Genomic DNA, 11,721 nt, shown 5'->3' on the forward strand with positions numbered 1-11,721 from the left:
CGGCCCTAACTTATATGAGGCTTGCCTAAGTGCTACCCGCTTCTGCCGTGATTCACCTCTCACGAAAACCCGCTGGTCGCGGCGCGGATACAAGCGACCCATGGGCGACCCTGGGACGGGTCAAGAGGTGGTCAAGCGGCGCTGGTTGGGCGGTCGGACGCTTCGTGGTTCACTGCCGACATGAACGAGTACGACGTCCTGTCCGTCTTCTGCGGCCCCGACGGCCGGCACGGCAACGCGCTCGGAGTCGTGCGCGACGGCTCCCGGATCCCGGACCCGGACGAGCGGCAGACGTTCGCGGCGAAACTGGGCTTCAGTGAGACCGTCTTCGTCGACGACCCCGAGCGCGGTGTCATCGACATCTACACGCCGTCGACCCGCCTGCCGTTCGCCGGCTACCCGTGCGTCGGCGCCGCCTGGCTGCTCGACGTGCCCGAGCTGGTGGTGCCGGCCGGCGTCGTCGGAGCGCGCCTGGACGGCGAGTTCACCTGGATCGAGGCCCGCGCGGAGTGGGCTCCGCCGCGTACGGTGCGCCAGTACGGGTCGGCCGCGGAGGTGGACGCGCTCGCGGTGCCGCCCGAGGGGGAGTGGGTCTACGCCTGGGCCTGGGAGGACGAGGCGGCGGGCCGGGTACGGGCCCGCGGGTTCCCCGGCCGGGGCGACGGCGTCGAGGAGGACGAGGCGACGGGCGCCGCGGCCCTCCTCCTCACTTCCCAGCTGGACCGGGCCCTCAACATCCGCCAGGGCAAGGGCTCCCAACTCCTGACGGCACCCCAGCCGGACGGCTACGTGGAGGTGGGCGGAAGGGTGAGGCTCTTGTAGCCCTACTTTTGAGCCCCTCCGGCGATTGAGGAGCGGGGTCCGGGGCGGAGCCCCGCAACCCCGCCGCACGATCCATTCAGGCCGCGCGAGAAAACTCCTCACCCAGCGCGGCGAACACCCCGGTGTTCAAAGAAAACGCCCGCTTGCACTCGGCGACCACCCGCTGCCGCTCAAGCTCATCCACGGCGATGCCGTCGAGCAACTCGCGGTACGCCCGCTTGAACGCCGCCGGATTCTGAACCCCCTCGAAAACATAGAACCGCACCCCGTCGCCCTTGCGCGCGAACCCCCAGGTCTTCTCCGCCTTGTCGCGGATGATCTGCCCGCCGGACAGATCGCCCAGGTACCGGGTGTAGTGGTGCGCCACATATCCGGCCGGCCACTCCCGCACGCACTCCGCGATCCGGGCCGCGTACGCCTCGGTCGCGGGCAGCGCCGACACCCGCTCCCGCCAGTCGGGCCCCCGCAGATGGGCGAGATCGCGCGCCAGCTCGGGCAGGCGGGCCAGCTCGGCCCGGAGGAAGGGGCCCGCGACCGGATCGTCCGCGAGGTGTTCTATGCCGTCCTCAAGTGCCTGGTAGACGAACCACAGTTGCTCCGTGTACCGCGTGTAGGCGTCCACGCCGAGCGTCCCGCCGAGCAGGTCGCTCATGAAGGTCGACGTCTCCGCCTCTGTGTGCTGCTCGTGCGAGGCGGTGCGGATCAAGGTGGAGAACGGGGTGTCCATAAGGCCTCCGCCGAAGAGTTCTAGTTAGGTTAGGCTTGCCTAAGATAGCACCTGTTCCGGCTTTCCCGACTGGCTGTCGGTAAAAAAGTACCCGCTTTCCCGAACGGCGGAACGGCAACGCGAAAGCCCGCCCCGGAACGGGACGGGCTGTGCTGTGCGGGGCGGCTCGGGGCTACGGCAGCGTGAGGATCTCCGTGCCGGTCTCCGTGACGACGAGCGTGTGCTCGAACTGAGCGGTCCGCTTGCGGTCCTTGGTGACGACGGTCCACCCGTCGTCCCACATGTCGTAGTCGTGCGTGCCGAGCGTCAGCATCGGCTCGATCGTGAACGTCATGCCGGGCTGGATCACCGTCGTGGCGTGCGGGCTGTCGTAGTGCGGGATGATCAGGCCGCTGTGGAACGACGAGTTGATGCCGTGCCCGGTGAAGTCACGCACGACTCCGTAGCCGAAGCGCTTGGCGTACGACTCGATGACCCGGCCGATGATGTTGATCTGGCGGCCCGGCTTGACGGCCTTGATCGCACGGTTCAGCGACTCGCGGGTCCGCTCGACCAGCAGCCGGGACTCGTCGTCCACGTCGCCGACCAGGTAAGTGGCGTTGTTGTCACCGTGCACACCGCCGATGTACGCGGTCACGTCCAGGTTGATGATGTCGCCGTCACGCAGCACCGTGGAGTCCGGGATGCCGTGGCAGATGACCTCGTTGACGCTGGTGCACAGCGACTTGGGGAAGCCGCGGTAGCCGAGCGTGGACGGGTAGGCGCCGTGGTCGACCATGTACGCGTGCGCGATGCGGTCCAGTTCGTCGGTGGTGACACCCGGCGCGATCGCCTTGGCCGCCTCCTCCATCGCCCGCGCCGCGATCCGCCCGGCGGTCCGCATCGCCTCGATCGTTTCCGGCGTCTGCACCTCCGGGCCCTTGTACGGGGTCGGCGCGGGCCTGCCGACGTACTCGGGGCGCCGGATGTTCCCGGGCACGGGACGGGTGGGGGAGAGTTCCCCGGGTACGAGCAGCGACGACTGCGACTGGCCAGACATGCCAGCGAGTGTAACGAGCGGGACTGGGGGAGCATGGCCCTGAGCGTCCCGAGGAGAGGAGTCGGACATGGCCCTGTTCAAGAAGCGGACCGTGGGCAAGCCGGGCGAGTGGTACTACTGCCTGGAGCACCAGAAGGTCGAGGAGGGCCCCGAGTGCCCCGCCAAGGACCGGTTCGGACCGTACGCGTCCCGCACCGAGGCCGAGCACGCCATGGCGACCGCGCGCGAGCGCAACCTCGAATGGGAGACCGACCCGAAGTGGCATGACTCCAGCGCCTCGGGCGAGGCCGACAAGGGGTAGCCGGTCGGGTGCGACCCGGTGGCCGCTTCTCGCGCAGTTCCCCGCGCCCCTGAAGAGCGAGCTTCGCTCGCTTCAGGGGCGCGGGGAACTGCGCGACCAGCCACGACGCGACCCGCGGACGACCGACTACCACCGAGCCGGCGGCGGCGCCGTCAAGTGATCCGCCAGCCTCGACAACCGGTCACGGAACCGCCGCCGCCCCCGAGGCACAGGCACCGCGTTCTCCCCGGCCGCCGCACTCACCAGATGCTGCACGGTGTCCAGGTCGAGATCCGTCCCGCCGGGCACGGCCAGCGCATCGTGCGCCAGCGCCCGCAGATCGGTGTTGCCCGCGACCTGCCCGTCCAGCGCCAGCACGGTCGCCCCGGCCCGCCGGGCGTCGTGCACCCGCTCCAGCAGCCCCGCCCCCACGACGTCCGGCGTCACCACCAGCAACGTCTCCCCCCGCCGCGCCGCCGCGAGCCGCCCGAGCCCTACGGCGAGATGGGCCGGATCGCCGGGCCGCGCGGCGTGCCGCACCAGGGTCGGCGTCAGCTCGGGCGTGCCGGACCAGGCGGCCTCGTCGACCAGGTGCGCGGCCAGATGCCAGGGCTCGTACTCCGCGGTGCCGACCAGCAGCAGCCCGCCACCGTGCGCGCCCACCGAGGACCGCAGCGCCCCGGCGAAGCGACGGGTGGCGGCCGGCCACTCGGTGCCGGCGAGCACCTCGCGCAGCAGGGCTACTCGTACGGCGTCCATGGGGCTGCATGGTGCCCCAAGTACTCCGCGCCGATGTGACGTTCGCGGCAAGACCGCCCGTACGGGTCGCCGCCCGGTACCTCTGAGTAAGGTCGGTTCATGACTACCAGTGATGACAGCGCACAGACCGCCCCGAAGGCCCCCGCCAAGGATCCCTGGGACCTGCCCGACGTGTCGGGGCTCGTCGTCGGCGTGCTCGGCGGCACCGGACCGCAGGGCAAGGGCCTCGCCTACCGGTTCGCGCGCGCGGGCCAGAAGGTGATCCTCGGCTCCCGCGCCGCCGAGCGCGCCCAGGCCGCCGCCGAGGAACTGGGCCTCGGCATCGAGGGCGCCGACAACGCCGAGTGCGCGCGGCGCAGCGACATCGTGATCGTCGCCGTGCCGTGGGACGGGCACGGGGCCACCCTCGAAGCGCTCCGCGAGGACCTCGCGGACAAGCTCGTCGTCGACTGCGTCAACCCGCTCGGCTTCGACAAGAAGGGCGCGTACGCGCTGAAGCCGGAGGAGGGCAGCGCCGCCGAACAGGCCGCCGCCCTGCTCCCGGACTCCCGGGTCACCGCCGCCTTCCACCACCTGTCCGCCGTGCTGCTCGCCGACCCGGAGGTCGACGAGATCGACACCGACGTGATGGTGCTCGGCGAGAGCCGTGCCGACACCGACCTGGTGCAGGCGCTGGCCGCACGCATCCCCGGCATGCGCGGCGTCTTCGCCGGCCGGCTGCGCAACGCCCACCAGGTGGAGTCCCTGGTCGCGAACCTGATCTCCACCAACCGCCGTTACAAGGCGCACGCGGGCCTGCGCGTCACGGACGTATAACCACCCGATAACCCCCACAAGGGGTTGTACGGGTCGCCTTCGGGCGCGGGCGGGGCATGGGGGACACTGGTCGGCGAACACCAGCCGTGTATTGGAGCCGACCCCATGCCCCGCATCGCACTCTTCGCTCTCGTCGTCTGCCTGCTCGCCGTCGTGGCCGCCGTGGTGTCCTTCGTCGAGGGCAGTTTCCTCGGGATCGTGTGGGTGCTCATCGCGGGCATCACGTCGAACATGACCTGGTTCTACGCCCGCAAGGCCAAGGCCGAGAAGGCGCAGAGCGCCTCCGCCGGCTGAGCTCCTACTGGCTGAACACCGGGATCTCCGGGGTGCCCTCCCAGAAGCGGTAGAAGCGCTGGCCCCAGTAGGTGTCCCAGTCGTGCACCCCGAGCGCGCGCAGCAGCGCGTCCACCACGTCGAAGAACACGTGGTTCACCGACGGGATCCACAGCAGCGCGAACACGGCGATCAGGCCGAACTGCGCGAACGGCTCCACCTGCCGCTTCACCTTGTACGACAGCCAGGGCTCGATGACGCCGTAGCCGTCCAGGCCCGGCACCGGCAGGAAGTTCAGGATCGCCGCCGTCACCTGGAGCAGCGCCAGGAAGGCCAGCGCGTAGCGGAAGGTGTCCGGCACGCCGTCCAGCAGGTCCAGCCAGAACGGGGCGGTGCACACGATCGCGAACAGCACGTTCGTCAGCGGGCCCGCCGCCGAGATCAGGCTGTGCTTCCAGCGGCCCTGGATGCGGCCCCGCTCGATGAAGACCGCGCCACCCGGCAGACCGATGCCGCCCATGATCACGAAGAGGACGGGCAGCACGATGCTGAGCAGCGCGTGCGTGTACTTCAGCGGGTTCAGGGTCAGATAGCCCTTCGAGCCGACCGAGATGTCGCCGCTGTGCAGGGCGGTGCGGGCATGCGCGTACTCGTGCAGACACAGCGAGACGACCCAGGCCCCGGTCACGAACAGGAAGACCGCGAAGCCGGGCTGCGAGGCGAAGTCCGTCCACACCGCCCAGCCGGCCACGGCCGTGATCGCGGCGATGCCGAGGAAGACGGGGCTGATCCTGCTGTCGCCGCGTCGGGAAGTGGCGGTGCTCATGAGGGTGGGACTCCCGGGTCGTGTGGCGGGGGGCGTGCATGAACGTACCCGCCCTGCCGGGGAAACGTGTCGCGCGGGCGACGGAGTTCCGGAGAGGCTGGACCACATGACGTCGTGGACCGTTTGGTACGAGAGCTGGCAGATGGAGTGCTGCGGCACCCCGTTCTCCGTGGGAGACGAGGTGTCGCTGCCGCTGATGATCACGCCGGCGGACCGGCTGGACGCGGCGGAGGAGTGGCCGCTGAGCGTCGTCGAGGGGCCGGTCCGGGTCGTCGAGGACGACGAGGGCGACCGGTGGGACGTGGTGCGCGCCGAGGGCGGGCTCGACGTGGCTCCGCACGCCTCGCTGGGCACGCCGCCGGGGCGGCTCTCCGTGACCGGGCTGCTGAGTGTGGAGCGGCACACCGGGCAGTGGCCGGAGGCGGTCGGCCGGGTCGTATCGGTCCGCATCCTGACCCGCGGATACGCGCCCGAGACGCCCGGCGGCACGACCTACGTCCCGGTGCCGGGGGAGCGGTGGCTGCGACCGGTGGACGCCTGCCCGAAGTGGTTCACGGGCGACGACCCGGCCCGCAGGGACGACGGCGCCCTGGTCGTCCTCGACGCTTTGGGCGGGCCCGGCGGCCCGTCCGCGCGCGGGCGGGGACAATAGGCCGGTGCGCTTTTCCCTTCTCGGCACCACCCGGGCACTCCGCGACGACGGCACTGCCGTCCCCGTCGGCGGGGCGCGGCTGCGTGCCCTGCTCACCGTGCTCGCCCTGAGACCGGGGCGGACCGTGCCGGTGACCGCCCTCGTCGACGAGGTGTGGGGCGACGAGCCGCCCGCCGACGCGCAGGCCGCCCTCCAGGCACTGGTGGGACGGCTGCGCCGGGTGCTCGGCGCGGCGGCCGTCGCCTCCGACGAGGGCGGCTACCGGCTCGCGGCCGGGGCGGACGACATCGACCTGTTCCGCTTCGAGCGGCTCACCGCCGACGGCGCCCGCCGCCTCGCCGACGGCGACCCGGCCAAGGCCGCCGAACTGCTCGACGAGGCCCTCGCGCTGTGGCACGGGCCCGTCCTCGCCGACCTCCCGGACCGCGTCGGCGAGAGCGCCCGCTGGGACACCCGCCGGCTGGACGCCCGCCGCACCCGGCTCGCCGCGCTGCTCGCCCTGGGCCGGGCCGAGGAGACGCTGCCCGAGCTGACCGCCCTGTGCGACGCGCACCCGCTGGACGAACCGTTGCAGGCACTGCGCCTGCGCGCCCTGCGCGACGCGGGCCGCGCGGCCGAGGCCCTCGCCGCGTACGACGACATACGCCGCACCCTGGCCGACACCCTGGGCACGGACCCGGGCCCCGAACTGAGATCCCTGCACGGGGACTTGCTGGACTCCGACCCAGCCTTGGGCAATCTGCCGCCAGGGGCGGCAGGGTGGGCAAGGCGGCACCCCGACGCGGGGCAAGCGCTCCAGGCGGCAGACGCCCCGGCACAGACCCCGGCCCAGCCCCGCCCCCCGGGCAACCTCCGCGCCCGCCTCACCTCCTTCGTGGGCCGCAAGACCGACATAGACGCCATCCGCGAGGACCTCACCCGCACCCGCCTGCTGACCCTGCTCGGCCCCGGCGGAGCAGGCAAGACCCGCCTCTCCCAGGAAGCCGCGGAGGGCCTCGCCGAGACCATCGCCCCGGACGGCGTCTGGCTCGCCGAACTGGCCCCGGTCAGCGACCCCGACGCCGTCCCCGAGGCCGTCGTCAGCGCGCTCGGCGCCCGCGAGACCGTGCTGCGCGGCGCCGGCGCCGAGGAACTGCGCGTCGCCGGTGAACGCCAGGGCGACGACCCGCTGGTCCGCCTCGTCGAACACTGCGCAGACCGCCGCATGATCGTCGTGCTCGACAACTGCGAGCACGTCATCGAGGCCGCCGCCGCCCTCGCCGAGCACCTCCTGGCCCGCTGCCCGGACCTGACGGTGCTCGCCACCAGCCGCGAACCCCTCGGCGTGCCCGGCGAGGTCCTCCACCCCGTCGAACCGCTGCCGCAGCCGTACGCGCTGCGCCTGTTCGGCGAGCGCGGCGCCACCGTGCGCCCCGGATTCACCGTCGACCAGTCGCCGCAGACCACGGCGGCCGTCACCGAGATCTGCCGCCGCCTCGACGGCCTCCCGCTCGCCATCGAACTCGCCGCGGCCCGGCTGCGGATGCTCACCCCGCGCCAGATCGCCGACCGCCTCGACGACCGCTTCCGGCTGCTGACCTCCGGCGCCCGCACCGCCCTGCCCCGCCAGCAGACCCTGCGCGCCGTCGTCGACTGGTCCTGGGACCTGCTCGACGCACCCGAACGGGCCGTCCTCGCCCGGCTCTCCGTCTTCAGCGGCGGCTGCGACCTCACCGCCGCCGAGACGGTCTGCGGACCCGAGGCGATGGACGTGCTGTCCTCCCTCGTCGACAAGTCCCTCGTGGTCGCCGCCCCCGACGACAGCGGCGAGATGCGCTACCGCCTCCTGGAGACCGTCGCCGAGTACGCGGGCGACCGGCTCGACGAGGCCGAGGACCGCGCCGCCGCCGAACGCGCCCACCTCACGTACTACCGCGAACTCGCCCGCACCACCGACCCGTTGCTGCGCGGCGCGGGCCAGCGCGCGGCCATCGCCCGGATCGAGCGCGAGTACGAGAACCTGCGCACCGCCCTGCGCCGCGCCGCCGCGGCCCGCGACGAGCAGGAGATGCTCAGCCTGGTGCTCTCCCTGCTCTGGTTCTGGATGATGCGCGACCTGCGCACCGACGCCCGTACCTGGACCATGGAGGCGGCGGCGCTGGGCCCCGACCCGTTCGGCCCGGACGCGCGCCCCGCCCCGCCGCTCTACCAGCGCCCCGTCGACGTCCCGCCGCCGCTCACCGGCGACCTCCTCGACCAGGCCCGCCGCGAGGTGCACCTGACCCGGCTCGGCTACATGGACATGGAGCTGGAGGTCTGGCAGGGCGACGAGGGACAGGCCAGGCTGCGCACGATCGTCGACAGCCTCCGCCCCGACCTGCCGCAGTCCTGCCGTCCACCGGGACACCTCTGGTACTTCGCCGTCCTGATGTCGGGCCAGGGCGAGCGGATGGAGGAGCTGAGCGACGAGACGGTCCGCACCTGCCGCGCCCTCGGCTACGAGTGGGAACTCGCGCACGTGCTCCACCTGCGCGCCAACCTGCGCGCCAACCGCGTCCAGAGCGCCGAGGCCGGGCTCGCCGACGCCGACGAGTCGCTGGCCCTGTTCACCCGGCTCGGCGACGAGTGGGGGATGACCGAGGCGCTGTCGGTGCGCGGCGAGGCGCACGAGAGGCTGGGCCGGTTCGACGCCGCCGCGGCCGACTTCGTCCGGGCCCAGGAGGCCGCCGAGGAGCTGGGCGCCCACGCCCAGGTCGCGATCCTGTCGGTACGGCTCGGCAACGTCCTCATCGAGCAGGGCGACGGGGAGCGCGGCGAGCAGATGCTGCGCGACACCCTCGACCCGGCCCGCAAGTTCCACAACGAGGCCTGGCCCGCGGCCCGGATGTTCCTGGTCACCCGGCTCGCCTCGACGGGCCGCACCGAGGAGGCACGCGAGCTTCTCGCGCATCTGCGCGCCGAGTTCAAGGTCGCCGAGGTGCTCTTCTTCCGCGCCATCCTGCTCGGCCTCGAAGCGATGCTCGACGCGATAGAGGGCAACGCGGACCACGCGCTGGAGAAGTCCCTGGAGGCCCTCGCCGTCGCCGACGACCCACTGGCGGCGATGCTCGAACCGCACATGGCGGCGCTGCATCTGCTCACCGCGGCGAACGCCCTGGCGCTGCGCGGCGGTACGGGCGACGCGGCGACGGCCGCCCGGCTGATCGGCGCCTCGGACGCCTCGCTGCCGCCCGGTCACGTGCGCAACGTGATGGAGGGCGAGTGGCGGGAGCGGGCCGAGCGCGGCGCACGCGAGACGCTCGGCGACGAGCTGTACGCACGGGAGTACGCCGAAGGCGGCGGCCTCTCCGTGGAGGAGGCCACCGCCCAGGTGCGACGCGAACCGACCGACTGACTGTCTGACGCGCTGTACGTGCCCGCCGGGAGCCGTGCTCAGCTCTTGGTGGTGAACTTGCGGATCGCGACCGGCGCCATGACCGCGGTCAGCGCCGCCGTCCAGCCGAGGGTCACCCACAGGTCGTGGGCGATCGGGCCGCCGGTCATCAGGGCGCGGCAGGTGTCGGCCAGCGCCGAGATCGGGTTCCAGCTCGTGAAGGACTGGAGCCAGCCCGGCATGGACTGGGTCGGCGCGAAGATGGACGAGCCGAACTGCAGCGGCATCATCACCAGGAAGCCCATGGCCTGCACGGCCTGCGCGCTCTTCATGGTCACACCGAGCACCAGGAAGATCCACATCAGGGACGAGCCGAACAGCGCGGTCAGACCGATGGCTCCGAACAGACCGGCCCAGTTGGAGATGTCGAAGCCGACGAGCACCGCGACGATCATCAGGACCGTGGTGGCGCACAGCAGGCGCAGCAACTCCACGAAGACCTTGGCGATCAGCACCGAGCCGCGGCCGATGGGCAGGGACCGGAAGCGGTCCATGATGCCCTTCTGGAAGTCCTCGTTGAAGCCGGTGCCGACGCCCTGCGCGATGTTCATCGACATCATGGCGACCATGCCCGGGATCACGTACTGGACGTACGCGTCCTGGCCGCCGCCCATCGCGGAGCCGATGGAGCCGCCGAAGACGTACACGAAGAGCAGGGTGAAGACGATCGGCATCAGGACGGCGTCGAACATCGACTCCGGGTCCTGCTTGATCCACAGCAGATTGCGGCGGATCAGCGCGCCGGTGTGGCGCAGATGGCCGCGCAGGCCGATCTTGGGGTCGGCGTCGACCTTGATGGTGGGCGCCGTGGGGTTCAGGGTGACGGTACTCATACGGCGACCTCCGCGAGTTCGGGCCGGGCGTCCTGCGGGGCGGAGGCCTTCTGGCCGGTGATGGAGAGGAACACCTCGTCCAGGCTGGGCAGTTCGGTGGCGATGGAGCCGATGGTGATGCCGCGCGCGGTGACCGCGCCGACGACGGCCGTCAGCTGCTCGTCGCTGAGGATCGGGACCAGGACCGTGCCGGACTCGGCGTCCACGGTGGTCGTGGCGATACCGGTGATGCCCAGGTCGTCCAGGGCGTGGGCGAGGGGGCGCAGCTCCAGCGCGTCGGCCGGGCGGATGCGCAGGGTGCGGCCGCCGACCTTCGCCTTCAGCTCCTCGATGCCGCCCTCGGCGATCACCTTGCCGCGGTCGATGACGGTCAGCTCGGAGGCCAGCTGCTCGGCCTCCTCCATGTACTGCGTGGTCAGCAGGACGGTGACGCCCTCGCGGACCATGCTCTTGACCTCGGCCCACACCTCGTTACGCGTACGGGGGTCGAGGCCGGTCGTCGGCTCGTCCAGGTACAGGACGTGCGGGCGGCCGATCATCGACGCCGCGAGGTCGAGGCGGCGGCGCATACCGCCGGAGTAGGTCTTCGCGGGGCGGGTGGCGGCGTCGGTCAGCGAGAACCGCTCCAGCAGGCTGTCGGCCCGGGCCCGCGCCTCCTTCTTGGACAGGTCGAGCAGGCGCCCGATCATGTACAGGTTCTCCCGGCCGGAGAGCTTCTCGTCGACCGAGGCGTACTGGCCGGTGAGGCCGATCACGCGGCGCAGCTGCCGGGGCTGCTTCACCGCGTCGTACCCGGCGACCATGGCCGTGCCGGCGTCGGGAGTGATGAGGGTGGACAGGCATCGTACGAGGGTGGTCTTGCCGGCGCCGTTCGGCCCGAGGACACCCATCACGGTGCCCTCGTGCACGTCCAGGTCCACGCCGTCCAGGGCCTTGGTCTCGCCGTAGTGCTTGGCCAGTCCCCGTACGGACACGGCCACCGGGCGGCCCTGGAGGCCGCCGTCTGCGGTCTTGTCGTTTCGCGTCATGCCCTCAAGGTGTCACCCCCCACCGACAATCCACCGACAGCCGACCGACAGGGCCCGATATATCGCCGACAGGTCGACTACAGACGCCTCGGCCTCCGGCCGGGCGATCGGTACCCACCCGCAGCCACCCGTGCGAATCCGTTGTCGCGTGCGGGTCTTCTTGTAGGAGGTTCTCGTCGTCGGCGGCTGACTGCCCGTGGGCGGTGATCACCGCCCACGGGCAGTCAGCCGCCGACGACGAGAACCTCCTACAA

The 11,721-nt window shown here is 71.8% G+C and carries 12 protein-coding genes; 6 read left to right on the forward strand and 6 right to left on the reverse strand.

Going from position 1 to position 11,721, the window contains the following annotated elements:
* Nucleotides 1–180 precede the first annotated feature (180 nt).
* Nucleotides 181–822, forward strand: coding sequence for a PhzF family phenazine biosynthesis protein (locus tag ACFVDP_RS42570; RefSeq protein ID WP_383502894.1), 642 nt, complete (start codon nucleotides 181–183; stop codon nucleotides 820–822).
* Between the two features lie 76 nt (nucleotides 823–898).
* On the opposite strand, the gene ACFVDP_RS42575 is transcribed toward ACFVDP_RS42570, so the two are convergent.
* Together ACFVDP_RS42575 and map are read right to left on the reverse strand one after the other, a co-directional pair.
* Nucleotides 899–1,549, reverse strand: coding sequence for a heme oxygenase (biliverdin-producing) (locus ACFVDP_RS42575; protein WP_383502897.1), 651 nt, complete (start codon nucleotides 1,547–1,549; stop codon nucleotides 899–901).
* Between the two features lie 172 nt (nucleotides 1,550–1,721).
* The gene (map, locus tag ACFVDP_RS42580; RefSeq protein WP_383502899.1) at nucleotides 1,722–2,588 is read right to left on the reverse strand and encodes a type I methionyl aminopeptidase; all 867 of its coding nucleotides are present in this window, start codon (nucleotides 2,586–2,588) and stop codon (nucleotides 1,722–1,724) included.
* Nucleotides 2,589–2,655: 67 nt separating this feature from the next.
* On the opposite strand from map, the gene ACFVDP_RS42585 reads away from it, so the two are divergent.
* Nucleotides 2,656–2,889: a hypothetical protein gene (locus ACFVDP_RS42585; RefSeq protein WP_383502902.1), complete on the forward strand. Its 234-nt coding sequence runs from the start codon at nucleotides 2,656–2,658 to the stop codon at nucleotides 2,887–2,889.
* Nucleotides 2,890–3,015: 126 nt separating this feature from the next.
* Here the strand turns inward: ACFVDP_RS42585 and ACFVDP_RS42590 are convergent, their stop codons facing one another.
* Complete coding sequence (locus ACFVDP_RS42590) at nucleotides 3,016–3,627, reverse strand: hypothetical protein (protein ID WP_383502905.1); 612 nt, start codon at nucleotides 3,625–3,627, stop codon at nucleotides 3,016–3,018.
* 99 nt (nucleotides 3,628–3,726) lie between these two features.
* On the opposite strand from ACFVDP_RS42590, the gene npdG reads away from it, so the two are divergent.
* Both npdG and ACFVDP_RS42600 read left to right on the forward strand, forming a co-directional pair.
* The gene (gene npdG / locus ACFVDP_RS42595) at nucleotides 3,727–4,443 is read left to right on the forward strand and encodes an NADPH-dependent F420 reductase (protein WP_383502907.1); all 717 of its coding nucleotides are present in this window, start codon (nucleotides 3,727–3,729) and stop codon (nucleotides 4,441–4,443) included.
* A gap of 105 nt (nucleotides 4,444–4,548) precedes the next feature.
* On the forward strand, nucleotides 4,549–4,737 hold the full coding sequence (locus tag ACFVDP_RS42600; RefSeq protein WP_383502910.1) for a hypothetical protein: 189 nt from the start codon (nucleotides 4,549–4,551) through the stop codon (nucleotides 4,735–4,737).
* Between the two features lie 4 nt (nucleotides 4,738–4,741).
* On the opposite strand, the gene ACFVDP_RS42605 is transcribed toward ACFVDP_RS42600, so the two are convergent.
* Entirely contained in the window at nucleotides 4,742–5,542 is an 801-nt protein-coding gene (locus ACFVDP_RS42605) for a site-2 protease family protein (protein ID WP_383502913.1), read from the reverse strand.
* A gap of 106 nt (nucleotides 5,543–5,648) precedes the next feature.
* On the opposite strand from ACFVDP_RS42605, the gene ACFVDP_RS42610 reads away from it, so the two are divergent.
* Together ACFVDP_RS42610 and ACFVDP_RS42615 are read left to right on the forward strand one after the other, a co-directional pair.
* A complete protein-coding gene (locus ACFVDP_RS42610; protein ID WP_383502916.1) occupies nucleotides 5,649–6,194 on the forward strand; it encodes a DUF6578 domain-containing protein in 546 nt (181 codons plus the stop codon).
* Nucleotides 6,195–6,198: 4 nt separating this feature from the next.
* Nucleotides 6,199–9,567 (forward strand): BTAD domain-containing putative transcriptional regulator, encoded by a 3,369-nt coding sequence (locus ACFVDP_RS42615; RefSeq protein WP_383502919.1) that lies wholly within the window; start codon nucleotides 6,199–6,201, stop codon nucleotides 9,565–9,567.
* 38 nt (nucleotides 9,568–9,605) lie between these two features.
* Here the strand turns inward: ACFVDP_RS42615 and ACFVDP_RS42620 are convergent, their stop codons facing one another.
* Entirely contained in the window at nucleotides 9,606–10,439 is an 834-nt protein-coding gene (locus ACFVDP_RS42620) for an ABC transporter permease (RefSeq protein ID WP_383502922.1), read from the reverse strand.
* Nucleotides 10,436–11,467, reverse strand: coding sequence for an ATP-binding cassette domain-containing protein (locus ACFVDP_RS42625; RefSeq protein WP_383502925.1), 1,032 nt, complete (start codon nucleotides 11,465–11,467; stop codon nucleotides 10,436–10,438). The genes ACFVDP_RS42620 and ACFVDP_RS42625 overlap by 4 nt, the downstream gene beginning before the upstream one ends.
* Between the last annotated feature and the right edge of the window lie 254 nt (nucleotides 11,468–11,721).

Source organism: Streptomyces sp. NPDC057694 (genome assembly GCF_042799415.1).
In the GTDB taxonomy this organism is placed as follows: Bacteria; Actinomycetota; Actinomycetes; order Streptomycetales; family Streptomycetaceae; genus Streptomyces.

What these genes read in the sequence shown, in the direction of transcription:
- ACFVDP_RS42610 (WP_383502916.1), top strand. Translation starts at nt 5,649, where the DNA reads ATGACGTCGTGGACCGTTTGGTACGAGAGCTGGCAGATGGAGTGCTGC.
- ACFVDP_RS42575 (WP_383502897.1), bottom strand. Translation starts at nt 1,549, where the DNA reads ATGGACACCCCGTTCTCCACCTTGATCCGCACCGCCTCGCACGAGCAG.
- ACFVDP_RS42600 (WP_383502910.1), top strand. Translation starts at nt 4,549, where the DNA reads ATGCCCCGCATCGCACTCTTCGCTCTCGTCGTCTGCCTGCTCGCCGTC.
- ACFVDP_RS42605 (WP_383502913.1), bottom strand. Translation starts at nt 5,542, where the DNA reads ATGAGCACCGCCACTTCCCGACGCGGCGACAGCAGGATCAGCCCCGTC.
- ACFVDP_RS42570 (WP_383502894.1), top strand. Translation starts at nt 181, where the DNA reads ATGAACGAGTACGACGTCCTGTCCGTCTTCTGCGGCCCCGACGGCCGG.
- ACFVDP_RS42585 (WP_383502902.1), top strand. Translation starts at nt 2,656, where the DNA reads ATGGCCCTGTTCAAGAAGCGGACCGTGGGCAAGCCGGGCGAGTGGTAC.
- map (WP_383502899.1), bottom strand. Translation starts at nt 2,588, where the DNA reads ATGTCTGGCCAGTCGCAGTCGTCGCTGCTCGTACCCGGGGAACTCTCC.
- ACFVDP_RS42620 (WP_383502922.1), bottom strand. Translation starts at nt 10,439, where the DNA reads ATGAGTACCGTCACCCTGAACCCCACGGCGCCCACCATCAAGGTCGAC.
- npdG (WP_383502907.1), top strand. Translation starts at nt 3,727, where the DNA reads ATGACTACCAGTGATGACAGCGCACAGACCGCCCCGAAGGCCCCCGCC.
- ACFVDP_RS42590 (WP_383502905.1), bottom strand. Translation starts at nt 3,627, where the DNA reads ATGGACGCCGTACGAGTAGCCCTGCTGCGCGAGGTGCTCGCCGGCACC.
- ACFVDP_RS42625 (WP_383502925.1), bottom strand. Translation starts at nt 11,467, where the DNA reads ATGACGCGAAACGACAAGACCGCAGACGGCGGCCTCCAGGGCCGCCCG.